This window comes from Bacillus cereus group sp. MYBK79-1 (assembly GCF_051915365.1).
GTDB lineage: Bacteria > Bacillota > Bacilli > Bacillales > Bacillaceae_G > Bacillus_A.
The window spans coordinates 40,621-64,043 of the sequence record NZ_JBQAEO010000012.1; the positions used below are offsets into that span (position 1 = coordinate 40,621).

Here is a 23,423-nt window from a genome sequence, read left to right on the forward strand (position 1 = left end):
ATGTAACATTCACGAACTTTGTTAAATTATTTCGAAAAAATAATACATTGAAACTTTACATTTGCATCTCTAAATAGGTAGACATTTTAATTTTTATGTTGTAATCTTTGATAGAGAATAATGTAATTCTCATAGAACTCCCATATCGTTCAACTCGTTCAGCGAGAAAGGCAAACTGATGGAAACATTAGGACGCAAAACTACAGGAGCTAAGGCCGAAAGGTTATGCTAGCCAGTTACCGGACGGATAGGGTTGGTCTTGACCAATGCTCTTTTCATTGGTCTTTTTTTTGTTTATAAACAAATGAGAACTGTTATCGTTTATTAATAGGGTGTATATTTTAATAGCGTTACTTTATAGTACGTTAATTAAGAAAGGTGATGTTAATGAAAAAATATTGGCACAAACTATCATTTCTTCAAAAGAATGTATTGTTAACTGTGTTAGTTATTTTGACGCTTGTTGGTACTATGGGAGCGTTAAGTTTTAACATGTTTCAAAATAGCATGATGTCTATATTTGAAAGGCATTCTTTTGAAACAGGAGATACGGTATTACATAAATTAGACGAAGAAATAGTGAGAGATGTTACAAAAGATCCAGTGGCACAAAGAGAAAAGAGAGAGAAGTTAACAGAGAAATTAGATGAAGCAACGGAAGAATTGAATAGTGTTGGACAAACCTATATTGTTGGAGCAAAAGAAAATGAAAAAGGTGAGTTACTAATCGTTGATTTGTCTACAGGGTTAGCAAATGTTGTTGAAGTAAGGCCGGGAGAATATTATAAACAACCAGATCTTTGGATGGAAGCATATGATAAAGTAATGAACACAAAAAAAGCAAACATGACAGTAGTATATGAAGATGCATTAGGAACATGGGTAACGATATTAGAGCCAATTAAAGATGGAGACGGAAATATTGTGGCAATTGTTGCAGCCGATGTAGATGCCTCTATTGTTCCTATTACAAAGGAAAGATTCATTATACAAGGTTTAATGTTTATTTGTATTTCTGTTCTAATTGCCACTGTTATTCAATTCTTAATCGTACGTAACGCACTTGCTCCATTGCGAGATTTACGTGAAGGATTGCGTAAAGTCGGTGAAGGTGATTTAAGTATTAAATTAGAGGAAAGACCAGATGATATTGGTATTATTAATGCATATTTTAATAATACCATCGAGAAGTTTAAAGGAATTATAGATAAAGTGAAGCAGACAGCAGAACAGGTTTCCTCATCTTCACAAGAATTGTCAGTGAGTACGAAAGAGAATAGTATGGCAGTTCAAGAAATCGTAAGTTCTATGGTTGGATTAAGAGCTGGCGCTCAATCACAAGAAACGTCAGTACCACAGTATTTAGGTATTGTATGTGAAATGGAAGATAAGATGGAAGAGATAAAGAATGCTGCAGAACAAATGGCGAAAGAGTCTGAAGGTACGAAGCATCATTCAGTAAAAGGAAATGGTGTTATTAAACAGGCGATTAATCAAATGAATATAATACAAAATGCAGTACAAGATTTATCTTCTATCATTCATTCTTTGGAAACAAGATCAAAAGAAATTAGAGATATTGTCAATGTAATTACAGGTATTTCAAATCAAACGAATTCGCTAGCTTTACATGCTTCTATTGAAGCTTCACGTACTGATGCAAGCGGAAAGGGATTTGAAGCTGTTGCTGATGAAGTGCGTAAATTAGCAGAGCAGACGGAAGCATCAGCAAAAGATATAGCGAAATTAATAGGGGAAACACAAGCTGAAACGGAAGAAGCTGTTGCTTCAATGCAAAAAGCTTCAAAAGAAGTAGGATCTGGAATGAAACTTGTTGAAAGTAGTGGTACTTTCTTTGAAAAAATTTCAAAATCAGCACAATCTGTTACAAATCAAGTTAGAGTTGTTTCTAGCAATTCAAGTGATATATTGCAAAATAGCCAAAATATAGTTCGTGTTGTAAATGAACTATCGCTTATCGCAAACACGTATGCGAATAGTAGTAGTAATATTGAAGAAAGTATGAAAGAACAGGAAATGTCTGTACAAGATATTGCTGAATTAGCTAGTTCTTTAAGCTGGCTTTCACAGGAGTTACAAGAGTTAATTGGGGAATTCAAAAGTTAAATGAAATGATTATACACGCTTTTGTTTGTTCAATAAAATAAATCATGCTACAATGAAAACGAATTAAGGACCGGGGAGCCAATTGGCTGAGAGGATGTAAGTATACATCGACCCTCAACCTGATCTGGATAATGCCAGCGTAGGGAGTTACTTAAAGTGATGTAGCATATGTTATTCTATAATAACTTGCATACAAGGCTTTCCTACGCAGTAGGAAAGCCTTTTCTTGTTTTAACATTTTATTTTATAAGGGGGATTTTACTATGTCACAACAAGTTACAATTTCATTTTCAGTAGTACCACAAGCGAAGAATAAAGATGTGTATTCTGTTGTCGATAAAGCAATTGAAGTTGTACAACAATCGGGAGTTCGTTATGAAGTAGGGGCAATGGAAACAACGCTGGAAGGAGAATTAGATGTACTTCTTGACGTCATTAAACGTGCGCAACAAGCTTGTGTGGATGCTGGAGCAGAAGAAGTGATTACTTCTATTAAAATCCATTATCGTCCAAGCACTGGTGTAACGATAGATGAAAAGGTTTGGAAGTACCGTGATGAATATGCAAAACCAGAAGCAATCTAAAATAATTACAACAATTTGGCTTATCCTTCTCATTGCAATATGGGAAGGATCTGTTTCATTATTTAAAATTGAACCGTGGATTTTGCCGAAGCCTTCTGCCATTGTTCAAGAATTAATTGGAATGAAAGATTTACTATTACCGAATACGATGCAAACGTTACAAGAGGTTCTAATCGGACTGTTCTTTGCGATTTTAATTGGGACAAGTATTGCAATTATTATGGACGTTATCCCTTTATTTCGTATTTTAATAAATCCGTTGCTTGTTATTTCGCAAACGATTCCAATCGTTGTACTTGCACCGTTATTTATTATTTGGTTTGGATATGGAATGCTACCGAAAGTAATGGTAGTCATACTCGTTTGTTTCTTCCCGATTGCGCTTAGCATTTTAGAAGGTTTTCAAACGGTAGATAAAAATATGTTGAAGTTGTTGCAAACGATGAAGGCAACGAAATGGCAAGTTTACCAGAAAGTAAAGTTTCCCGCAGTGCTTCCATACTTTTTCTCAGGTTTAAAAATTGCAGTTACATATAGCGTAATGGGAGCAATTATTGGAGAATGGCTCGGTGCAAGCGAAGGATTAGGAGTTATGCTTACAAGGGCTACAAAATCCTTTTTAACAGCCCGAGTATTTGGCGTGGCAGCAATTATTGTTATGGTGACATTATGCCTGTATTTTATCGTAGAGTTTATGGCAAGAATAACAGCACCATGGATATATAGAAAGGACGGCAGAAAATGAAAAAAGGTTTAAAAGTTATGTTGGCTGCCTTATTAGCAGTAGGTGTGGCTGGATGTAATCCGGCGAAGAAAGAAGAAAGTGCAAGTAAAGATCAAAAAGTAAAAGTAGTATTAGATTGGTTTCCGAATACGAATCATACTGGTTTATATGTAGCGCAAGCGAACGAGTATTATAAAAAGCAAGGATTAGATGTAGAAATTATTCAGCCAGGTGATAATGTGACAGCGGAGCAAATGATAGCTTCAGGAAAAGCTGACTTCGCAATAAGCGCACAAGAAAATGTAACGTTGGCTCGTGTGGAAGGTATACCTGTTGTATCTGTAGGAGCGATTATTCAGCATAACACTTCAGCTTTTGCATCGCTTAAGAAAGATAATATGACGTCACCAAAAGATTTTGAAGGTAAACGTTACGGAGGCTGGGGAGGACCAGCAGAAGAAGCAACGTTGAAGACAATTATGGAGAAACATAAAGCTGATTTTAATAAAGTTGAAAAAATCATCTTAGGACAAACCGATTTCTTTAAATCAATCGGCCGTGATGCAGACTTTGAATGGATTTATTACGGATGGGATGGAATTGAAGCGAAGCGCCAAGGAAAAGAGTTAAATACGATTATGGTGAAAGACTTAGACCCAGCGCTTGATTTCTATAGTCCTGTTATTATTACGAGTGAAAAACATACGAAGCAAGATAAAGACTTTGTGAAAAAGTTTATGAGTGCAACGACAGAAGGTTATAATTTTGCAATTAAAGAACCGAAAGCTGCTGCTGATATTTTAATTAAAGCAGTTCCAGATGTGAATAAAGAGTTAGTACAAGAAAGTCAAAAATGGTTAAGTACGAAGTATCAAGATGATGCAAAAGCGTGGGGAGTACAGAAGGAAGACGTTTGGACGAATTACATGAATTTCTTATATGATAACAAAGTTATTAAGAAGAAAATTGATGTGAAAGATGCCTTTACAAATGAGTTCCTTCCAAGTGAAAAATGAGTGGATTACAAATAAAAGAGGTTGTAAAAGCTTTTGATGGAAAGAATGTATTAGCAAATATTAGTGCTTCTATACGAGAGGGAGAGTTCGTTTCCTTTGTAGGACCGAGTGGTTGCGGGAAAAGCACATTATTAAATATGATTGCAAATGTTGAAAACCCAACAAGTGGGAATGTAACGTATAAGGATAGGCACGTACAAGAGCAAGATGTTGTAAGTTATATGCCGCAGCAGGATTTATTACTACCGTGGCGATCAGCTTTGCAAAATATAGTTCTTCCATTGGAAATCGAAGGGAAACCGAAAAAACAAAGGCTGACAGAGGGAATGGAAGCATTAAAGCAATTTGAACTAGATGAATATGCAGACCATTATCCAGATGAATTGTCTGGTGGTATGCGTCAAAGAATTAGTTTTTTGCGCACATATTTATGTGAAAAGCCAATTATGCTACTCGATGAGCCTTTTGGAAAATTAGATGCCTTTACAAAAATGGAAGTACATAGCTGGCTTTTAAACTCTTGGCACCAAGAGAAGCAAACAATTGTTATGGTTACACATGACTTAGATGAGGCAATTTTGCTTTCGGATCGCGTCTTTATTTTATCTCAAAGACCAGCCTCAATAGTTGGTGAGGTACAAGTGAAATTACCTAGGCCGAGAACGATGGATATGTTAACATCACTTGAGTTAAAGAAGGATAAGGAAGAAATTTTGAGAGTATTAGCTCCTTATATGAAAAAATAGAAAAAGCCTTTTAACAGTTTTTGGTATAATCGCTGTTAAGAGGCTTTTTATATAGGGGGAGAAAGATGAAATCTATAGAGCAAATAGTTGATTCGTTAACAGCTGATAATCTTGAAGAAGGAAAGTCCTTATTAAAAAATCATATTTTATTGATGAAGTATGGTATGGAACATCATGAATTAAAAGAAGAAGAAATGACAGAAGTTTTAAAGTGGGTTCAAGGCCGGGATCAATTGAGAAAAGGTGTTCCAGAATTACGTGATTTACATTTAGTTAAAAAGTTTCAAGCGCTATTAGATGAATTTATTCATTCTATAATTTCAAATGGTTATGTGGAAGATGCAGTAGAAATTTTAGAGAGTGTATTAAAAAGTATGGGGTCAGTCGCTCATATTGTAAAAATTATGTTTGTCGGCAAAAGGACAGTTAATAGAAATTCTTTAGAAATGGTAGAAGAGTTAAAACGAGAGTGCTACAGCTTAATGGAACAGCGTGCTGCTGTCGGGTTGCATGCTCAAATCTTTCACGTTTTAGGTTTTGTTCATTCAATTCAGTTTGATTTAGAAGAAAGGTCGCAGGAACATGGACGAACTGTAATAGGCCTTTTAACGGATTTTAAGACGAAGGAATTGAAATCTGTACAACAATTTCAAAACGAAGAGCATATTCCAGAAGTGAAAAATATGGTTAGTAAAGAGTATGGGATAGAACTACAAAGAAGAATTTATATGTGGAAATCGTTAACGCTCATCTTTACAAGTCCATATGCATTAGAAAAGATGTATAAAGAAATTTACGCAGAAAATGAAAAAACGGAGAAGGAACAAAAAGAAAAATAGAGAATAGAATATAACAGAGTAGTTTATACTCTTAATATAACAAATGTTAAAGGAGTGAAAGGATAAAATGACTTTATCAACTGTTCTTCAAATGGTTTTAGCTTGATACGGGAGAAGTCTGCCCATTTTTAATGATTAAGCTAAATTGAAGACAGCAGGTAAAGAACCTTAATCCTTTTTTACGATAATATGTAATGGGTAAGGTGTATTCACCTTACCCATTTTTTATATATACAATTAAATAAGGCTTTATACTGTTGCTCTCTCTATTTAGCTTATGAACTATAAGTAGAGGAGAGAAAAAATGAGTATATTAACAGTAGAAAATTTAAGTCATTCGTATGGTGAGAAAACCATTTTATATAATGCATGTTTTCGACTATTAAAGGGCGAGCATGTTGGATTAGTTGGGGAAAATGGAATTGGAAAATCAACATTGTTAAAGATTTTAACAGGAGAACTTATACATGATGACGGAAGCATTGAATGGTTTCCACAGATGAAGGTAGGTTTTTTACAGCAGCATATGGATTTACAAGAGGGGATCACCATTGAAGGATATTTACAAAGTGCATTTTCGGATTTGTATGCGATTGAACGCGAAATGTTAAAAATTGCAGAAGAAATGGATGGAGCAGAAGAAATAGAAAAACTGTTAGTAAGATATGGGGAATTACAAGCTATATTGGAAAGCTCTAATTTCTATCAAATTCATACAGAAATTGAAGAAATAGCAATCGGTTTAGGGTTATTTGAAATAGGGTTGAAAAAGGATGTTTCAAAGTTAAGTGGAGGACAGCGCACAAAGTTATTACTTGGGAAGCTCCTTTTAGAAAAAGCTGATGTTTTATTATTAGATGAGCCAACAAACTATCTAGATACAGCTCATATAGAATGGTTGCAATCGTATTTGAGACTGTATGAAAAAGCTTATGTGATCATTTCACATGACGAAGTATTTTTGAACAGTATTACGAATGTTATTTATCATCTAGAAGGAGGGAAAGTGAAGCGATACGTAGGAAATTATGAAAAGTTTGTACAAAGTTTTCAAGTGCAAAAGAAACAATTACAATCGGCGTATGCGAAACAACAAAAAGAAATTTCTCAGTTAGAAACATTTATCCAAAAAAATAAAATTCGAAAAGCGAAACAGGCTAAAAGTCGAGAGAAAGTATTAGAGAAAATGCAAAGGATTGAAAAGGTTACTCATGTAACTCGATCCCGTTTTGATTTCAATGTTTATGAGGAGCCAGTGAGTCGTATATTGCAAGCTGAGAAATTAACGATAGGTTATAGTGATCCGTTATGTCCAGAATTGAATTTGCAAGTGAAAAAAGGAGAAAAGATAGCGATCGTTGGTCATAATGGTATTGGAAAAACGACAATGTTAAAAACGTTATTAGGTCAAATAAAGCCGCTAAGTGGTTCAATTTCCGTTGGAGAACGAGTAAATCCTGCCTATTTTGCACAGGAAGAGTTTGCATCAGAAACAACACCATTAGAGAAAGTTTGGGCGGAACGACCAGATATGACAAAGAAAGAAGTACGCCAAGCATTAGCAAAGTGTGGATTGAAAGAGGAACATGTATTAAAACCTATTCGTTTATTAAGCGGCGGGGAACAAACGAAAGTACGTTTATGTGAACTTATCGTAACGAAAAGCAATGTTTTAATTTTAGATGAACCGACTAATCATTTGGATATAGAAACAAAGAAGTCTTTGCAGGAAGCGTTACAGCAATATAAAGGAACAGTTTTACTTGTCTCACATGAGCCTTCTTTCTATGAAGCGTGGATAACAAAAGTATGGAATATAGAAGAATGGAACGCTGAACGATATGAATAAAGAAAAGGCATTAGCTTGTATAAGCTAATGCCTTTTCTTTGCGATTAACATGATTTTCGAGAACTCTTACATGAGAATTGTATGAAGAAGCACTCTTATGGTGCGCTTATAAGCGTGCTTTTTCTTTTGTTATGTTTATATTTATAATAATACTAGATGCCTTTCCCTAATAGGCGACTATCTTTCTTTGTATATATAGATAGTTTGAAATGGAATGAAAATTAATTCCTATATGTAAAGGATAATGTGATTGGTATAGGAAGACAATAGAACTCAAAGGAAATTCATGTAAAATTCAGATGAACTTCACACGAACTTCATATTATAAACTAAATATGACTATAATAGGTTATTATAATGTTTGTTTGTGCTTTTTCATAAAATTAAAAGTTTGAATTTAGGATAGAGCACTCAAACCTAAATTCAAACTTTAGTGAAATAATTAATGGAAATTACGTTTAGTTTTCGCTAATGGATGTATTTACAAGTTCAGCAGGGTTGCCTGTTCCTGCACCTCCAATTGTAACCGATCCTCCAGGAGGAATTTCACCATTCCATCCTGCATTCGTAATTACGTAATGATTATTTATTTTACTACTAATTTTAGAATCCCAAACTTGTGTTAAATTGCCGTTGTAATCAAATTCTAATTTCCAGTTTTTAATAGGGGTCGTTCCACTATTTTTAATTACAATCGAGAAGTTGTAACCACTTCCCCAATTTGAAGTGACTGAAAAAGTAGCATTCCCATTTCCACCAGGAGGTGTTGTGTTAGCATCGTCTGTTTTTACAATAATAGAAGTAGGCTGTGATTTATTCCCAGCAGCATCTTTTGCTATTATTGAAAATGTGTATTCTGTATTAGATTTTAAGTTTTTAATTGTAATGCTATTTGTAGTTGTACTCCATTTCTCTTCTCCGGCAGTAATTTCATATTCCGTAACTCCTACGTTATCAGTAGATGCAGTCCAGTTTAATTGAGCGGAGTTTGAGTTTTTATTTGTAACAGCAATGTTTTTTACGTTTGTTGGTGATTCGGTATCTTTTTGAGTAATAGGTCCACCAAGTAACTCTTTTACTAAGGTATCAAGTAATTTAGGTCCACTACAACTATATTTTGGACTTGTACGGCAATCCCCGCTTAGTTCCCAAAACATTGCGCCACTTAAACCTTTTGTTTTTATATAGTCTGTTTTATATTTCATAGATTCGCTGTCATCATAGCTAATAAACGTTCCTGTAGTCGCATTATATAAATAAGGTACTTTTGCTACATCGTTCCATCCGCGAACAAAACCATTTTTATTAACATAATTAGCTGCTAAATCACCATAATCGTACACACCTGTGTCACCGGTAGAATAATCATCCCAAGTTCCTTTAGAAGCGAGTTTTCCATCACTACCTGGCTTACAAGGTTGGTATTGGCCGTTATTTTCTTTTCCGCAACTTTTCCATCCACGTCCGTAAAAAGGTACACCTAATACGATTTTATCCGCTGGAACCCCTTCATTTATATAAATGTCTATCGCACCATCTACATAAAATTTCGTATCCGCTGCTGGATCATTCGGGTCTTTGTATAGAGCTGCATTATGGTTAGAAGTAGCTTCCCATCCACCATGGAAATCATATGTCATAATATTAATCCAATCCAGTATTTGAGAGATTTTCTTTAGCTCTGTATGATCCGCATAACGTTGGCTTGCACCTGACGCGATTGTTAGTAAATATTGTTTCCCATCTTCTGCACCAGCTTTCGTTAATGCATTTCGAACATCTTGAAGGAGTAGGGTGAAGTTTTGCTTATCTTCAGGACGATAACTACCACCAGGAATTGTTTCAACGCCTGGGTATTCCCAATCTAAATCAACACCGTCAAATCCATATTCGCGAAGAAAAGCTACTGTAGATTCAGCGAATACTTTTCTTGTTTTTTCATCGGCGGCCATGTCAGAAAAGCGATTAGACCAAGTCCAGCCACCAACGGAAATAATTGTTTTTAAGTGAGGATACTTAGCTTTTAATCGTTTCAGTTCTCCGAAATTTCCGCAACGGGCGTATTTATCACAATCTTCCCAAGTTGTACCTGATCCCGGATAAGATTTTGTGACATCAGCCCATGGTTCGCCGAGTACGAGAGTACCATTAGGAACCTCTTTATTTTGCAGTGGTACACCAGATTCTTTACAGTTCCACGTTTGCTTATTTGGATTATCGGGGTGAGTAGAAGGGTTTCCGTGTTTTCCATTCCAGCAAATATCAGCGAAAGCATAGTTTAAATGAGTTAGCTTTGATGCATCAATGTCTGCAACTTGATAATTACGTCCGTAAATGCCCCAAGAAGGAAAATACCCAACAATTTTTTGACCTTGCTTTGGTGAATCTGCTAATGCGAAATTTGGAGTAATAAAGTTTGTGAGAAAAAGAGGTAAGAAGAGTAGTAGGGATAGTAATAGCAGCGTGAATTTTTTTGATTTCATAGTCATTTCTCCTTTCAAAATAAAAGATATATTTAAAGGCATGCGCCAATAAACCAAAATGAAACGTCTAGATAAAAATGATCAGACATCACGAAGTCTATACAAGGGAGCTGGGGTGATTAAATCGTAGCAAATGTAAGATTTGGTGTAAACGCTTTATTTGATTCGAAAAGACTTTCTCAATATGAAATGGCTCTAATACAGATTACACATGAAAATAAAATATTGATTAGGGGGGAAAGGGCTTCTTGGAATTAAATTTGAGAAAAAATTGTATGAGGTCAATTTGTAATAGCGTAGCAAGATGAGAAAATATCATGTAAAATAATAGTAAAAATATGTAAAGGAGAGAATGGTGTGGATGTCTTTTTGAACATTGCTGAAGAAAAAATTCGACAAGCAATACGGAATGGAGACCTTGATCATATTCCGGGAAAAGGAAAACCACTACAATTAGAAGACCTTTCAATGGTACCTCCAGAACTTAGAATGAGTTATAAAATCTTAAAAAATGCGGGTATGATTCCACCAGAAATGGAACTACAAAAAGATATATTAAAAATAGAAGACTTAATTGCGTGCTGTTATGATGAAGCAGAGAGAAAAAAATTACAAGAAGAGTTAACAGCAAAAACGCTGCGTTTTCAGCAGGTAATGGAAAAGAGGAAAATTAAAGATAGTTCAGCTTTTCGTATGTACCAAGGTAAAGTATTTCGTAAATTACGCTAAGAGGGATAAGATGAATACATTTGAAACGATAGAAGAATTAGCGACATATATTGAAGAACAACAATTAGTACTTCTGCTTATTAAAACAGAAAATTGTGGTGTTTGTGATGTTATGTTAAGAAAAGTAAATGGTATATTAGAGAATTATGATTACGTAGAGAAAGTAGAAATATTACTACAAGACATGCAAGAAATTGCGGGGCGATATGCAGTATTTACAGGGCCAACAGTTTTATTATTTTATAATGGAAAAGAGATCCTTCGTGAATCTCGCTTTATTTCACTTGAAAATCTAGAAAGAACCATTCAATTATTCGAAGATTAAGGGAGGTTTTTATATGGAATTTATTATTTTCATACTATTATTTGTTGTAGTTGGAATAATTGTAACAGCAGTTCGATCAAACAAAAAGAAGGTAAATCTTACGAAACAAAACAACATTCATAATTCATCTAACAACTCATCACCATTATTTTTCTTTGCTGGATCTGATAATGATAGCTCACACGATGGAGGTTCACATGATTGCGGAGGTTCTTTTGGTGGAGATAGTGGAGGCAGCTGCGGTGGTGGAGGTGGCGGTGATTGATGAAAATGCGCCTTATAAAGGCGTATTTCTTTTTAAACAAACGTTTGATTAGTTGGCTTACATATGCATAAAAACAGTTAAACAAACGTTTGATTAATATTTTTAATGTACTAAGGGGAATAGAAATGAAAAGGGAACCGAAAGTGAAAAATAAGGGGAAAGTAGTGTTATTTTTATTAGCTGCGGGAGGCGTATTTCTTGTTAAATTAGGGTTTAAAATTGGAATAATACATATGATTCGAACGTGGTTTGAAAGTACGTTTTCTAAATAAGGAATATAGCCTCTTGCGATAGAGGTTTTTTATTTGTTATTATTAGACTGAACGGTCGGTTTAAAGAGGTGTAAATATGAGAAGAAGCGCAGAAGAGATAAAGAAAGAAATTGCATATAAAGCAGAAAGTCTGTTTTCACAGAAGGGCTATGCAGCTACATCTATGGAAGAGATTTGTGAAATTACAGAGCGAAGTAAAGGAAGCATTTATTATCACTTTAAAAGTAAAGAAGAGTTATTTTTATTTGTAGTGAGACAGCATACGTATGATTGGCTTGAAAAATGGAATGAAAAAGAGAAGTTGTATAGTACTAGTACTGAAAAACTATATGGTCTCGCGGAATATTATGTAGAGGATATACAGCAACCAATTTCAAATGCAATAGAGGAATTCTCTATGAGCCAAGTTGTAAGTAAAGAGATTTTGGATGAACTATTGGCTTTAACTAGAGAATCATATGTTATGGTTGAGAAATTAGTTGAAGCAGGCATACAGTCTGGAGAGTTTCGTGAAGATAATACGCGCGACCTTATGTATATTGTGAATGGATTATTATCAGGGCTTGGAGTACTTTATTACGAGTTAGATTATAAAGAGCTGAAACGTATTTATAAAAAGGCAATAGATGTACTGTTAAAAGGAATGGCAACTGAGTAATAAGTCAGTTGCTTTTCTCACCAAATAAATTAGACCGAACGGTCGGTTTGTGGAAGGGGAATGAAAATGAACGCTTTATTTAAAAACCGAGCATTTATGCTCGTTATGGCATCTGATATTTTACAACAGTTTGCAATTTGGATCAGAAATATGGCTCTTTTGTATTTCATAATGGAGCGAACGAATAATGATCCAGTTTCTGTTTCATTGTTATCAGTTATGGAATATGCACCTATCTTTATCTTCTCGTTTATCGGTGGTGCGCTAGCTGATCGCTGGAATCCGAAAAGAACAATGATCGCTGGAGATATATTAAGCGTACTGTCTATTATAGGAATTGTCTTGTTGTTAAAGCTGGATTATTGGCAGGCTATATTTTTTGCAACACTCATTTCCGCTATTGTAGGCCAGTTTTCTCAGCCGTCATCTTCGCGTATATTTAAACGCTATGTAAAGGAAGAACAGGTAGCAAATGCGATTGCATTTAACCAAACATTACAGTCATTATTTATGATTTTTGGACCAGTGGTAGGATCGCTTGTGTACACACAACTTGGTTTATTTACGTCACTATATAGCTTAATCATTTTATTTTTGTTATCTGCTATCGCCCTTTCATTTTTACCAAAATGGGTGGAACAAGAGCAAGTGGCGAGAGATTCATTAAAAAATGATATAAAAGAAGGGTGGAAATACGTTCTTCATACGAAAAATTTACGTATGATTACAATCACTTTCACCATTATGGGCTTAGCTGTTGGACTAACGAATCCATTAGAAGTGTTTCTTGTAATAGAGCGTCTTGGAATGGAAAAAGAAGCAGTTCAATATTTAGCCGCAGCTGATGGAATCGGTATGTTGATCGGTGGTATTGTTGCTGCAGTTTTCGCTTCAAAGGTAAATCCGAAAAAGATGTTTGTATTCGGTATGAGCATATTAGCTATATCATTTTTAGTAGAAGGGCTATCTACATCATTTTGGATTACTAGTTTCATGAGGTTTGGAACAGGTATTTGTTTAGCTTGCGTTAATATCGTTGTCGGTACGCTTATGATCCAGCTTGTACCAGAAAATATGATTGGGAGAGTAAATGGAACAATTTTACCACTGTTTATGGGGGCAATGTTAATCGGAACTTCACTAGCTGGAGGGTTGAAGGAGATGACCTCACTAGTTACTGTATTTTGTATAGCAATGTTACTTATTTTATTCGCGATTGGACCAGTTCTACGCATGCAAATAAATAAAGAAGATGTCGCTAATAAAGAGGAACTAACAAATTCGTTAGCCTCGAAATAACCACTGTAAGGGAGCAGAATTGCTCCCTTTTCTTGTGGCATTCTTTTGACAATGAAATGTCCCAACTATATACTGGTGATGTAAAAACGATTTTACAGGTTAGGAGAAATGGTGTGAAAAATCAAATTTATGAATTACGCACTGAAAATAATATTTCACAAGGCGTATTAGCTGATAAATGTAAGGTTTCTAGACAGACGATAAATGCAATTGAGAATAATAAATATGATCCAAGCTTAGCATTAGCTTTTCGTTTAGCGGAAGTATTAGGAACAACTGTTGATAAACTATTTTTGTACAAGCAGTAGGGGGAGTAGTTGTTGGGGAAAGAGAAAATAAGCTTGTTCGTTACGGCCGTAGTAGCTGTCAGTACACTATTGTTTGCACTTTACTACTGGTTAACTGAACTTCAAGTAAACTGGTATGCACTATTTATTTGTAGTATCGCATTACATTATATGTTTAAAAGTTTGGTATTGCATAATGGTGATGCACTAATGGAGGAGAACGAAGATTTAGAAAAACATGTATTAAAAGCGAGTGCAAATGTTACATATTATGTATTAGTTGTATTGATTTTTGGTTTATTTTTCGCATCGGTAGGCTTTAATAAATGGATTGATTTTCATAATATACCGCTATTGTTTGCGTTATGTGCTGCTATAGTTGTAAAGCCAGCTGTTGAGTTTTTAATTGTAAGGCGTTATCGATAAAATAAAGAAAAGATCCTCTTCTTATGTGAAGAGGATCTTTTCTTATAGCGTTTTCGTTTTTGGACTAGGTGGTGTAACGGATGTATCATTTTCTGGAACTCTAGTTAGTAAGAATCCACCGATAACGAACAGTACAATGATACTAAGGACACCAGCGTTGGTTTTTCCTGTTAATTGCGTTGTAACACCGACTAATACGGGACCCATAATTGCCGCGAATTTACCAAATATATTATAAAATCCGAAGAATTCATTTGCAGATTCTTTAGGTACTAGTTTTGCAAAATAGGATCGACTCAGCGCTTGAATCCCGCCCTGAGAAGTGGCAACTAACATTGCTAAAATCCAGAAATCGAGTGTCGTTTTTAAGAAATAAGCATATGTGCAGATAATGATATAAATAATAATACCGACATATAGCATCTTTTTACCTGTAAATGTTTCTGATAATTTTCCGTATAATAAAGCGAATGGACAAGCTACAATTTGTGTGACGAATAAGATGATTAATAGATTCGTTGCACTAATACCGAGATCTGTTCCGTAAGCGGTGGACATAGTAATAATTGTATCGACCCCATCAATATAGAAAAAGTAAGCGATTAGGAACATGAATACAGTTTTATATTCTTTAATATTTTTAAAAGTAGCAGCAAGGCGTTTGAAGCTCATTGTAATTGGTCTAGGGTGACGTTCAATATAGTGCGTTTGCTCTACGTTTTTTAGCATTGGAATCGTAAATAACCCCCACCAAAGAGCTGTTATCGCAAATGAAATTTGACTAGCAATACCAACAGATAAAGGGATAGTTCCTTTTTGAGAAAGAATAATAAGAGCGATACAACCGATAAAAGGAATAGTACTCCCAATATAGCCTAATGCGAAACCTCGCGTAGAAATTTGATCCATTCTATCTTCAGAAGTGACATCTACTAAAAATGCATCATAAAAGATGTTTGCCCCCGCAAAACCGATTAATGCGAGCATATAGCATCCTAGTAATAAGTACCACTGAGATGTTGGGACGACTGCTAGCATACTTGTAAATACGATACCGAGTCCAAAGAAGAATGTGAAAAATCGTTTTTTAAATCCTTTATAATCAGCAACTGTGCCGAGAATAGGAGCAAGTATAGAAATTAAAAGTGTAGCGAACGAGTTTGCATATCCCCAATATGCTGTTGAAGTTGCACCAGATAGTCCAGCTTCTTTTGCAGCTGCCTTAAAGTAAATTGGGAATAATGCAGTTGTAATGACGAGCGAATATACGGAGTTCGCCCAATCGTATAATATCCAGCTTTTTTCTTGTCTGGACATTTTTTTCATATAGTGTTCCCCCTTAAATTAGTTCTACTAACAGTGTACAAAAATAAAAATTATAAAAAGAGAAACAGTGATGATTTTTACATAACTTTTACATATATACACAGTTCTTTACAATTGGAGTAAATCCTCTACAATTGATCCGTCTGTTTCACCTAAGTGTAAACCGAGTAGTCTAGCGATAGTTGGACCTTCATCAATAAGTCTCATATACGGGATGGTAACGCCGCTTTTTATCCCTTTCCCAGCAGCGATAAAAATTGTTTCATAGTTAGGTTTTGTTGGAGAGTATCCATGCGTACCAAATGTATATTTTTTACTAGGCGTAACATCTTTTTCAGTAATTTCTTTTATAAAATCTCCTGTATAGTTTTCAGTGAAATAATATCCTTCTCGCGCTTCTAACATAAATAAACAATTACCATCTGCACCACAGTCTTTTGCAGCTTCATCATGAAATATAAATTCAATACCGTTTTGTTTATTTTGAAGTAGTTCTTCAAGTAGTAGTTGTACGTCTCGAATTGTATCGGTATCGTTCTTGTCTTTCACATATACATAGGCAGATCCGTCACAACTTTGGCAATAGGTCTTCCAGTCTACTAATTTTCCTTTTGAATTTATAGATATAAGCCCTTTTTGATGAAATAGTACATTTAATTGAATGGCTTTGTTTTCACTTAAAGCGCTATGATCACCGAGAGCGATAATTGTACTTTCTTTGTATAGGTCACTGTCTTTTAAAGCTTGAATAATTTTCCCTAGCCGTTCATCGTGTCTATGAATTGCAGCTACTGTTTCTTTTGATTCAAAGCCGTGATAGTGTCTTTGAGTGTCTAAATCGGTGAAATGTACAAACATGACATTCGGCTTTTTCGTCTGAATTGTATGTACAGCAGAAGCAAGTACGAAATCATCGAGTTCAGGTTGTGACAGTCCATTTCGTATATGACCAAAGCGCTGATTTAAATCTAATTGATATAGCGGGCTACCACTAAATAATGAAACTAAAATTTGATTTTGCCACGGTCTATTTGGAAAGATTTCTGGCAAATTGTAATCAATATTTGCTCTGCCGGTAACAGGCCATAGAAGGGCAGCCGTCGTTAAATTTGCTTTATGTGCTTCATCATATAACGTTGTTCCTTTAATAGATTTTCGGTACCAATGCCAATCTGGTGACTCGCGTCCAGGTTGAAGTAACGTATTGCTAACTACGCCATGTTTATTAGGGTAGTTTCCAGTAACGATTGTTGAGTGACTTGGATATGTTACAGAAGGATAAATCGGTTCCACTTTTTTCGCAATTGCGCCTTTGTTTATCAATGTTTGGAAATTAGGAAGTTTTTGTAATATAGGAAAATCTAAAGCTGATAAGCAATCGAAAGATAAAATAATGACGCGGTTTGTTAATGCTTTATCCATAAAGTTCCCTCCTGATTATATAAAACCTATTCTTATATATTACTATTAATACCTAGTGATAAAAATATATTTTGAGGTGAAAATTTATTGTTTATTTTCAGAAAAGTTAAACATATAATTAAGTATAAGGGAATGAATGGAAGGAGGAAACACTATGGATTGGCTAGATGGATTTAGTATCTTTTACATCATTGGCGGAATTACGATTATCCTTGTATTTGCTATTTCGTATTTACTAAAGAAACGGTTTCCAGACAAGCAGTTTGATATTATATTTGCACTTAGTTTAATACTTCTTTGTTTAGCATCCTTCCCGGTTACAATGATGGTGATTGGTGGATGGGAAGGAATGGGATATGGATTTATTGGTTTTTTCGTTCTACTTGGTACACTTATCGGTATGATTGCACATCAACTTGTAAAAATCACGAGAAAAAGCTACGTATAAAACTGCAGAAAATGAAAAGAATATATAAAAATGAGAAAATTAGCTATTGTTTTAAAAAAGAATTTGTATTATGATAATCAACAAATTTATTTCGTTATAACGATGAAAAAGGATTAGTACATGTTCAACCTTTTTAGCAGAGAGAGAATCCAGCAGGCTGAAAGATTCTTAAAAAGGCAATATGGAACCTACCTTTGCGTTCTGCATATGCAGCGGGAATTTCCCGTTATCAAAAAGAGAGCATGCGCAATTTTTGTGCATGAATCAGGGTGGTAACGCCGGCAAAGCTCGGTCCCTATTTAGGGACACGGGCTTTTTTGTATTTTCTAGAAGGAGGAAGACTGACTATGGGAAAAGAACAAGTACAAGCGATTACGAAGATGGAAGAGGACTTTGCACAGTGGTACACAGATATTGTAAAAAAAGCAGAACTTGTTGATTATTCAAGTGTAAAAGGATGTATGATTCTACGTCCGTACGGTTATGCCTTATGGGAAAATATGCAGAAAGTTATGGATGAGAAGTTAAAAGCAACAGGTCATGAAAATGTGTATATGCCAATGTTTATCCCAGAGAGTTTATTGCAAAAAGAGAAGGATCATGTAGAAGGATTTGCTCCTGAAGTAGCATGGGTGACACATGGCGGGGATGAAAAGTTAGCGGAGAGACTTTGTGTACGCCCTACATCTGAAACTTTATTCTGTGAGCATTTTTCAAAAATTGTGCAATCCTATAATGATTTGCCAAAGCTATATAATCAGTGGTGTTCAGTAGTTCGTTGGGAAAAGACAACAAGGCCATTCCTTCGTACAACGGAATTCTTATGGCAAGAGGGTCATACAATTCATGAAACGGCAGAAGAATCTCAAGCTGAAACGTTACATATTTTAAATCTATATGCTTCTTTCTGTGAAGACTACTTAGCGATACCAGTAATTAAAGGACAAAAAACAGAAAAAGAAAAATTTGCGGGTGCAAAGGCAACTTATACAATTGAAAGCTTAATGCATGATGGGAAAGCACTTCAAACAGGAACATCCCATAACTTTGGAACGAACTTCTCAGAAGCATTTGATATTAAGTTTTTAGATCGTAACGGTAAGTGGCAATATGTACACCAAACATCTTGGGGAGTATCAACAAGAATGATAGGTGGACTTATTATGGTTCATAGTGATAATAATGGGCTTGTAATGCCTCCTAAAGTCGCACCAGTACAAGTTGTTATCGTACCGATTGCTCAGCATAAAGAAGGAGTTTTAGAGAAAGCAACAGAGTTACAAGGGCATATTCAAAAGGTTGCACGCGTGAAAATAGATGCTAGTAATAAAACACCAGGCTGGAAATTTAATGAGTATGAAATGAAGGGCATTCCAATTCGATTAGAAGTTGGGCCTAAAGATATTGAAAAGAATCAAGTTGTACTTGTAAGAAGAGATACGAAGGAAAAAGAGTTTATATCAATGGATCAAATAGAAGAACGTATTCCAGCATTACTTGAGGAAATTCATAATTCTTTATTTAATAAGGCAAAAGTATTTCGCGATGAGAATACGTATAGTGCGACGAATTTCGAAGAGATGAAAAAAGTAGCTGATGAAAAGCAAGGGTTTATTAAGGCGATGTGGTGCGGAGAATTAGCTTGTGAAGAGAAACTAAAAGAAGAAGTTGGTGTATCTTCACGCTGTATGCCTTTTGAGCAAGAGCATTTAGCTGAAGAATGTATTTGTTGTGGTAAAGAAGCGAAGCAAATGGTGTATTGGGGAAAAGCGTATTAATACTCTTTCTGATAGGTGATAAAAAGGACTTTGGGCTGCATAATAAAATGCAATCCAAAGTCCTTTTAGTTTTTCAATGTGTTTCATGTATTTTTTAGATGGAAGGATGTGTTTTTATTTTACTTTTTTACGGCGAATAAATAGTAACATACCAATTAGGAATGTTGAAAGTCCCATTAAAATAGATGCAGGATAATGTGTTGCAGTATTAGGTAACTTATCGCCTTGTTTTTTCGCATTATCTTTTACATTACCACCTTGGGAACCGTTGCCCCCCTGAGAACTGCTATCGCCTTTAACGCGGTTACCACCTTGGGAACCGTTGCCCCCTTGAGAACTGCTATCGCCTTTAACGCGGTTACTGCCTTGAGAGCCATTGCCCCCTTGAGAACTGCTATCGCCTTTAACGCGGTTACCGCCTTGAGAGCCACTGCCACCAGAACCGCTGCCGCCAGAGCCGTTGCCGCCAGAACCATTGCCACCAGAACCATTGCCACCAGAGCCATTGCCGCCAGAACCACTGCCATCAGAACCGTTGCCGCCAGAGCCATTGCCGCCAGAGCCATTGCCACCAGAACCGTTGCCACCAGAACCGTTGTCACCAGAACCGCTGCCACCAGAACCGCTGCCACCAGAACCGTTGCCACCAGAGCCATTGCCGCCAGAGCCATTGCCACCAGAACCGTTGCCACCAGAACCGTTGTTACCAGAACCGCTGCCACCAGAACCGTTGCCACCAGAGCCATTGCCACCAGAACCATTGCCGCCAGAGCCATTGCCACCAGAACCATTGCCACCAGAACCGTTGCCACCAGAGCCATTGCCACCAGAACCGCTGCCATCAGAGCCATTGCCACCAGAGCCATTGCCACCAGAGCCATTGCCACCAGAACCGCTGCCATCAGAACCGTTGCCGCCAGAGCCATTGCCGCCAGAACCATTGCCACCAGAACCACTGCCATCAGAACCGTTACCACCAGAACCACTATCGTCCTGAGAACCATTGTTTCCTGGTGGTTTATTATTATCTTTTGAGTTACCTTCTGCTAAATGATCGTTATTTTGTACAATTGCGTTTGTTGCTGGAGAGAAGTTTTCCGTTGCTGCATTACCGATATTTAAACCACTAAAAAAAGATAAAGAAAGAGTTGATGCTAAAATGAAGATTTTCGTCATTGTTTTCCTCCTAAGAAATTAATATTCCATCTAAAATACATCCCTTTGTAATATTTCTTAGGAAAAAGAGTTTTATGCAAAAAAACTATATATAGAAAAAGGTGGTGTATTTCTGAAGAGAGAAAAGAGTTAGTGTAAATTCTTTATAATAGTAGAGTGGTGGAAGTTTTACACTCATTACAGTAGAGGAAGTGACAGCAGATGAAAGAATATATTGCATTTGATATTGGTGGTACACAAATTAAATATGGAATTGTTTCAGAAACAGGCACAGTACTAAAGCATAAAACAGTTCCAACAGAAATTCATTTGGGTGGGGAACAAATCATTCAAAAACTTATTCTTCTATCCAAATAATTAATGAATAAACATACGATTTCTGGAATTGGCATTAGTACTGCGGGAATTGTTAATATTTATACAGGGGTTGTAACGGGAGGGGTGGAGCATATTCCGAACTACGCGACTATTCCTATTATTGATAGATTGCAAGGAGTATTACAAGTTCCTGTGTCCGTTGAAAATGATGTGAATTGCGCAGTTTTGGGAGAGACATGGAAAGGGATTGGAAACGGAAAAAGAAATTTTATTATGCTCACTCTTGGAACAGGTATTGGAGGAGCAATTTTTATAGGTGAAGAGTTATACAGAGGACATTCTTTTAGTGCTGGTGAGTGGGGAAATATGTTAATAGAAGGAAAGCCGTTTGAAGAGGTCGCTTCCATTTCAGGGTTAATTCGTCTTGTGCGAAAATATAAAGGTGAAAGCGATTGGAATGGAAAAAAGATTTTCGAACTGTATGATAAAGGCGATAGGGAAGTTAAGCAGGCAGTTGAGGTTTTCTTTAAGCACTTAGCGATTGGAATTAGTAACCTTGCTTATATTTTTAACGCATTATCCGAAAAAAATTACCTTCCTGGGGCGTGTGAAAGACGATAGTCTAGCGGTAGGTGGGAGATGAATTTTGGTTTGGCATAGCCAAACATTTGGTTTTCCTATTTATTTCGCCCTTGATATAATCAGTCTTATAAGAGGTAAAGTTTGGTATAACAATGAAAGTAGATAATAATCATGTAGTGTTCAGGTCTTGGGATCACCGTCATAGCTTATGGGAAATGAAGCGAAAAGTGAGGTGAATGGATATGACAAAGCAGAATAAGGCGTACAAGTTTCGTCTGTATCCAACAGAAGAACAAGCACATCTCATACGTAAAACGTTCGGGTGTGTACGTTTTGTATATAATAAAATGCTGACTGAACGAAAGGAAATATATATAAAACACAAAGCGAATAAGGAAGAACTGAAGAAGCAAAAATTTCCTACTCCTGCAAAATACAAAGTGGAGTATGAATGGTTGAAAGAAGTTGATTCATTGGCATTGGCCAACGCTCAATTAAACTTGCAAACTGCTTATAAGAATTTTTTTAGTGGTCAAAGTGATTTTCCTACATTCAAAAGTAAAAAGAGTAGAAAATCCTATACAACGAATCGAGTAAACGGAAATATTATGTTATTTCATGGTTATATCAAATTACCAAAATTGAAAATGGTGAAACTGAAGCAACATAGAGAGATACCGCAAAACCATATCATCAAGTCGTGCACAATTTCGATGACACTAACTGGTAAGTATTACGTGTCTATTTTGACCGAATATGAAAAAGAAATCACTCCAAAAGAAGTAGAACGTGTAGTTGGATTAGACTTCGCAATGGCTGAATTGTACGTGAGTAGCGAAGATGAGAAAGCCAATTATCCTCGCTTTTATCGTCAGATGTTAGATAGATTAGCAAAAGCGCAACGAGTATTGGCAAGACGTGTAAAAGATTCAGAGCGCTGGAATAAACAACGCATTCGTGTAGCGAAGTTGCATGAAAAGGTCACCAATCAACGTAAGAATTTCCTTCATCATAAGTCTAAAGAATTAGCTGCGAATTTTGATGTTGTAGCAATCGAAGATTTACATATGAAAGGAATGTCACGAGCACTTAGATTTGGTAAGAGTGTAGCGGATAACGGTTGGCGGATGTTCACGACATTTTTAGCATATAAGCTACAAGAACAAGGAAAACAGCTTGTGAAAATAGATAAATGGTTTCCTTCTACAAAGATGTGTAGCCGTTGTGGAAACAAAAAAGAAATATCATTATGTGAACGCACGTATGTGTGTTCGTGTGGACTCACAATCAGTCGTGACTATAACGCAGCGATCAATATTAGAAAGGAAGCCATGCGGTTATTAGCATTGATATAAATCGTAAGAAATAACCTTTGGAACAAGGGAGTTAGCTCGGCTGTCATAGGACAAATTCGTTAGCTATCAAAAGTAGCGATGAACCGAGAAGTCCCCACTCGGGGTAAGCTCGTAAGAGATACTAAGTGGGGGTAGTTCACTCCAGAAATGATTGTTATAGGTGGAGGAATTACTGATAGGGGAAATAAGTTTTTAAAAGAAGTAAAAGAAGTAAAAGAAGGGGTAGAAAAATATTTAAATAAAGAGATTTATAGTAATTGCGAGATTGAACTTGCACAAAACGGTAATTGTGCAGGAGTGATTGGTGCTATTTACCACTTCTTACATTAGCATAAATAAGTTATATGAATGTTTTCATATAACTGAGAATTTATCCTTTTTATCACTAG

General features: G+C 35.9%; 22 protein-coding genes, 2 pseudogenes, 2 riboswitches and 1 other annotated feature. Of the genes and pseudogenes, 20 read left to right on the plus strand and 4 right to left on the minus strand.

The features are described from left to right. The first annotated feature begins 159 nt into the window (after nt 1–159). Nucleotides 160–244: riboswitch (cyclic di-GMP riboswitch) on the plus strand. Nucleotides 245–387: 143 nt separating this feature from the next. The 7 genes from ACTFOB_RS18590 (at nt 388) to ACTFOB_RS18620 (ending at nt 7,885) form a co-directional block, all read left to right on the plus strand. Next, complete coding sequence (locus ACTFOB_RS18590; protein ID WP_440029188.1) at nt 388–2,127, plus strand: methyl-accepting chemotaxis protein; 1,740 nt, start codon at nt 388–390, stop codon at nt 2,125–2,127. Nucleotides 2,128–2,188: 61 nt separating this feature from the next. Beyond that, nucleotides 2,189–2,290: riboswitch (TPP riboswitch) on the plus strand. Between the two features lie 100 nt (nt 2,291–2,390). Beyond that, a complete protein-coding gene (locus tag ACTFOB_RS18595; RefSeq protein WP_000082898.1) occupies nt 2,391–2,711 on the plus strand; it encodes an MTH1187 family thiamine-binding protein in 321 nt (106 codons plus the stop codon). Next, the gene (locus tag ACTFOB_RS18600) at nt 2,683–3,456 is read left to right on the plus strand and encodes an ABC transporter permease (RefSeq protein WP_001057159.1); all 774 of its coding nucleotides are present in this window, start codon (nt 2,683–2,685) and stop codon (nt 3,454–3,456) included. Before ACTFOB_RS18595 ends, ACTFOB_RS18600 begins: the two co-directional genes overlap by 29 nt. After that, on the plus strand, nt 3,453–4,451 hold the full coding sequence (locus ACTFOB_RS18605) for an ABC transporter substrate-binding protein (protein ID WP_440029186.1): 999 nt from the start codon (nt 3,453–3,455) through the stop codon (nt 4,449–4,451). The genes ACTFOB_RS18600 and ACTFOB_RS18605 overlap by 4 nt, the downstream gene beginning before the upstream one ends. After that, complete coding sequence (locus tag ACTFOB_RS18610) at nt 4,448–5,197, plus strand: ABC transporter ATP-binding protein (RefSeq protein WP_440029184.1); 750 nt, start codon at nt 4,448–4,450, stop codon at nt 5,195–5,197. The genes ACTFOB_RS18605 and ACTFOB_RS18610 overlap by 4 nt, the downstream gene beginning before the upstream one ends. 65 nt (nt 5,198–5,262) lie before the next feature. Continuing rightward, nucleotides 5,263–6,036, plus strand: coding sequence for a hypothetical protein (locus ACTFOB_RS18615; RefSeq protein WP_440029182.1), 774 nt, complete (start codon nt 5,263–5,265; stop codon nt 6,034–6,036). A 304-nt stretch (nt 6,037–6,340) separates the two neighbouring features. Next, a complete protein-coding gene (locus ACTFOB_RS18620; protein WP_440029180.1) occupies nt 6,341–7,885 on the plus strand; it encodes an ABC-F family ATP-binding cassette domain-containing protein in 1,545 nt (514 codons plus the stop codon). A 458-nt stretch (nt 7,886–8,343) separates the two neighbouring features. Here the strand turns inward: ACTFOB_RS18620 and ACTFOB_RS18625 are convergent, their stop codons facing one another. Then, a complete protein-coding gene (locus ACTFOB_RS18625; protein ID WP_440029178.1) occupies nt 8,344–10,368 on the minus strand; it encodes a glycosyl hydrolase family 18 protein in 2,025 nt (674 codons plus the stop codon). Between the two features lie 357 nt (nt 10,369–10,725). On the opposite strand from ACTFOB_RS18625, the gene ACTFOB_RS18630 reads away from it, so the two are divergent. The 8 genes from ACTFOB_RS18630 to ACTFOB_RS18665 all read left to right on the plus strand — a co-directional run bounded on the left by ACTFOB_RS18630 (nt 10,726) and on the right by ACTFOB_RS18665 (nt 14,629). After that, on the plus strand, nt 10,726–11,097 hold the full coding sequence (locus ACTFOB_RS18630; protein ID WP_151630260.1) for a J-domain-containing protein: 372 nt from the start codon (nt 10,726–10,728) through the stop codon (nt 11,095–11,097). A gap of 10 nt (nt 11,098–11,107) precedes the next feature. After that, the gene (locus tag ACTFOB_RS18635; protein WP_440029176.1) at nt 11,108–11,422 is read left to right on the plus strand and encodes a thioredoxin family protein; all 315 of its coding nucleotides are present in this window, start codon (nt 11,108–11,110) and stop codon (nt 11,420–11,422) included. A gap of 13 nt (nt 11,423–11,435) precedes the next feature. Further along, a complete protein-coding gene (locus ACTFOB_RS18640) occupies nt 11,436–11,687 on the plus strand; it encodes a hypothetical protein (protein WP_440029175.1) in 252 nt (83 codons plus the stop codon). Nucleotides 11,688–11,812: 125 nt separating this feature from the next. After that, complete coding sequence (locus ACTFOB_RS18645) at nt 11,813–11,959, plus strand: histidine kinase (RefSeq protein ID WP_440029173.1); 147 nt, start codon at nt 11,813–11,815, stop codon at nt 11,957–11,959. Nucleotides 11,960–12,035: 76 nt separating this feature from the next. Beyond that, nucleotides 12,036–12,617 carry a TetR/AcrR family transcriptional regulator gene (locus tag ACTFOB_RS18650; protein ID WP_440029171.1) on the plus strand — a complete coding sequence of 194 codons (582 nt, stop codon included), beginning with the start codon at nt 12,036–12,038 and terminating at the stop codon, nt 12,615–12,617. 66 nt (nt 12,618–12,683) lie between these two features. Next, nucleotides 12,684–13,916 carry an MFS transporter gene (locus tag ACTFOB_RS18655; RefSeq protein WP_440029169.1) on the plus strand — a complete coding sequence of 411 codons (1,233 nt, stop codon included), beginning with the start codon at nt 12,684–12,686 and terminating at the stop codon, nt 13,914–13,916. Between the two features lie 56 nt (nt 13,917–13,972). Further along, nucleotides 13,973–14,224 (plus strand): helix-turn-helix transcriptional regulator, encoded by a 252-nt coding sequence (locus ACTFOB_RS18660; protein WP_151630266.1) that lies wholly within the window; start codon nt 13,973–13,975, stop codon nt 14,222–14,224. Nucleotides 14,225–14,236: 12 nt separating this feature from the next. Further along, a complete protein-coding gene (locus ACTFOB_RS18665; RefSeq protein WP_151630267.1) occupies nt 14,237–14,629 on the plus strand; it encodes a hypothetical protein in 393 nt (130 codons plus the stop codon). A 42-nt stretch (nt 14,630–14,671) separates the two neighbouring features. On the opposite strand, the gene ACTFOB_RS18670 is transcribed toward ACTFOB_RS18665, so the two are convergent. After that, nucleotides 14,672–15,955 (minus strand): MFS transporter, encoded by a 1,284-nt coding sequence (locus ACTFOB_RS18670; RefSeq protein WP_151630268.1) that lies wholly within the window; start codon nt 15,953–15,955, stop codon nt 14,672–14,674. A gap of 108 nt (nt 15,956–16,063) precedes the next feature. Then, nucleotides 16,064–17,377, minus strand: coding sequence for an alkaline phosphatase family protein (locus ACTFOB_RS18675; RefSeq protein ID WP_440029165.1), 1,314 nt, complete (start codon nt 17,375–17,377; stop codon nt 16,064–16,066). 154 nt (nt 17,378–17,531) lie between these two features. Here ACTFOB_RS18675 and ACTFOB_RS18680 point away from each other — a divergent pair, with 154 nt between their 5' ends. Together ACTFOB_RS18680 and proS are read left to right on the plus strand one after the other, a co-directional pair. Then, complete coding sequence (locus ACTFOB_RS18680; protein WP_029437317.1) at nt 17,532–17,825, plus strand: YesK-like family protein; 294 nt, start codon at nt 17,532–17,534, stop codon at nt 17,823–17,825. Between the two features lie 93 nt (nt 17,826–17,918). Beyond that, nucleotides 17,919–18,125, plus strand: a binding site (T-box leader). Nucleotides 18,126–18,172: 47 nt separating this feature from the next. Further along, nucleotides 18,173–19,603 (plus strand): proline--tRNA ligase, encoded by a 1,431-nt coding sequence (proS, locus tag ACTFOB_RS18685; protein ID WP_440029164.1) that lies wholly within the window; start codon nt 18,173–18,175, stop codon nt 19,601–19,603. Nucleotides 19,604–19,717: 114 nt separating this feature from the next. Here the strand turns inward: proS and ACTFOB_RS18690 are convergent, their stop codons facing one another. Continuing rightward, complete coding sequence (locus ACTFOB_RS18690; RefSeq protein WP_440029163.1) at nt 19,718–20,779, minus strand: LPXTG cell wall anchor domain-containing protein; 1,062 nt, start codon at nt 20,777–20,779, stop codon at nt 19,718–19,720. 201 nt (nt 20,780–20,980) lie between these two features. Here ACTFOB_RS18690 and ACTFOB_RS18695 point away from each other — a divergent pair. The 3 genes and pseudogenes from ACTFOB_RS18695 to ACTFOB_RS18705 form a co-directional block, all read left to right on the plus strand. Then, nucleotides 20,981–21,670, plus strand: a pseudogene (locus tag ACTFOB_RS18695) (ROK family protein); the annotation flags it as partial. 251 nt (nt 21,671–21,921) lie between these two features. Continuing rightward, complete coding sequence (locus ACTFOB_RS18700) at nt 21,922–23,034, plus strand: RNA-guided endonuclease TnpB family protein (protein ID WP_440029161.1); 1,113 nt, start codon at nt 21,922–21,924, stop codon at nt 23,032–23,034. Nucleotides 23,035–23,169: 135 nt separating this feature from the next. Further along, a pseudogene (locus tag ACTFOB_RS18705) lies at nt 23,170–23,364 on the plus strand (ROK family protein); the annotation flags it as partial. Nucleotides 23,365–23,423 lie beyond the last annotated feature (59 nt).

What these genes read in the sequence shown, in the direction of transcription:
- ACTFOB_RS18590 (WP_440029188.1), top strand. Translation starts at nt 388, where the DNA reads ATGAAAAAATATTGGCACAAACTATCATTTCTTCAAAAGAATGTATTG.
- ACTFOB_RS18595 (WP_000082898.1), top strand. Translation starts at nt 2,391, where the DNA reads ATGTCACAACAAGTTACAATTTCATTTTCAGTAGTACCACAAGCGAAG.
- ACTFOB_RS18600 (WP_001057159.1), top strand. Translation starts at nt 2,683, where the DNA reads ATGAATATGCAAAACCAGAAGCAATCTAAAATAATTACAACAATTTGG.
- ACTFOB_RS18605 (WP_440029186.1), top strand. Translation starts at nt 3,453, where the DNA reads ATGAAAAAAGGTTTAAAAGTTATGTTGGCTGCCTTATTAGCAGTAGGT.
- ACTFOB_RS18610 (WP_440029184.1), top strand. Translation starts at nt 4,448, where the DNA reads ATGAGTGGATTACAAATAAAAGAGGTTGTAAAAGCTTTTGATGGAAAG.
- ACTFOB_RS18615 (WP_440029182.1), top strand. Translation starts at nt 5,263, where the DNA reads ATGAAATCTATAGAGCAAATAGTTGATTCGTTAACAGCTGATAATCTT.
- ACTFOB_RS18620 (WP_440029180.1), top strand. Translation starts at nt 6,341, where the DNA reads ATGAGTATATTAACAGTAGAAAATTTAAGTCATTCGTATGGTGAGAAA.
- ACTFOB_RS18625 (WP_440029178.1), bottom strand. Translation starts at nt 10,368, where the DNA reads ATGAAATCAAAAAAATTCACGCTGCTATTACTATCCCTACTACTCTTC.
- ACTFOB_RS18635 (WP_440029176.1), top strand. Translation starts at nt 11,108, where the DNA reads ATGAATACATTTGAAACGATAGAAGAATTAGCGACATATATTGAAGAA.
- ACTFOB_RS18640 (WP_440029175.1), top strand. Translation starts at nt 11,436, where the DNA reads ATGGAATTTATTATTTTCATACTATTATTTGTTGTAGTTGGAATAATT.
- ACTFOB_RS18645 (WP_440029173.1), top strand. Translation starts at nt 11,813, where the DNA reads ATGAAAAGGGAACCGAAAGTGAAAAATAAGGGGAAAGTAGTGTTATTT.
- ACTFOB_RS18650 (WP_440029171.1), top strand. Translation starts at nt 12,036, where the DNA reads ATGAGAAGAAGCGCAGAAGAGATAAAGAAAGAAATTGCATATAAAGCA.
- ACTFOB_RS18655 (WP_440029169.1), top strand. Translation starts at nt 12,684, where the DNA reads ATGAACGCTTTATTTAAAAACCGAGCATTTATGCTCGTTATGGCATCT.
- ACTFOB_RS18660 (WP_151630266.1), top strand. Translation starts at nt 13,973, where the DNA reads ATGTCCCAACTATATACTGGTGATGTAAAAACGATTTTACAGGTTAGG.
- ACTFOB_RS18670 (WP_151630268.1), bottom strand. Translation starts at nt 15,955, where the DNA reads ATGAAAAAAATGTCCAGACAAGAAAAAAGCTGGATATTATACGATTGG.
- ACTFOB_RS18675 (WP_440029165.1), bottom strand. Translation starts at nt 17,377, where the DNA reads ATGGATAAAGCATTAACAAACCGCGTCATTATTTTATCTTTCGATTGC.
- ACTFOB_RS18680 (WP_029437317.1), top strand. Translation starts at nt 17,532, where the DNA reads ATGGATTGGCTAGATGGATTTAGTATCTTTTACATCATTGGCGGAATT.
- proS (WP_440029164.1), top strand. Translation starts at nt 18,173, where the DNA reads ATGGGAAAAGAACAAGTACAAGCGATTACGAAGATGGAAGAGGACTTT.
- ACTFOB_RS18690 (WP_440029163.1), bottom strand. Translation starts at nt 20,779, where the DNA reads ATGACGAAAATCTTCATTTTAGCATCAACTCTTTCTTTATCTTTTTTT.
- ACTFOB_RS18700 (WP_440029161.1), top strand. Translation starts at nt 21,922, where the DNA reads ATGACAAAGCAGAATAAGGCGTACAAGTTTCGTCTGTATCCAACAGAA.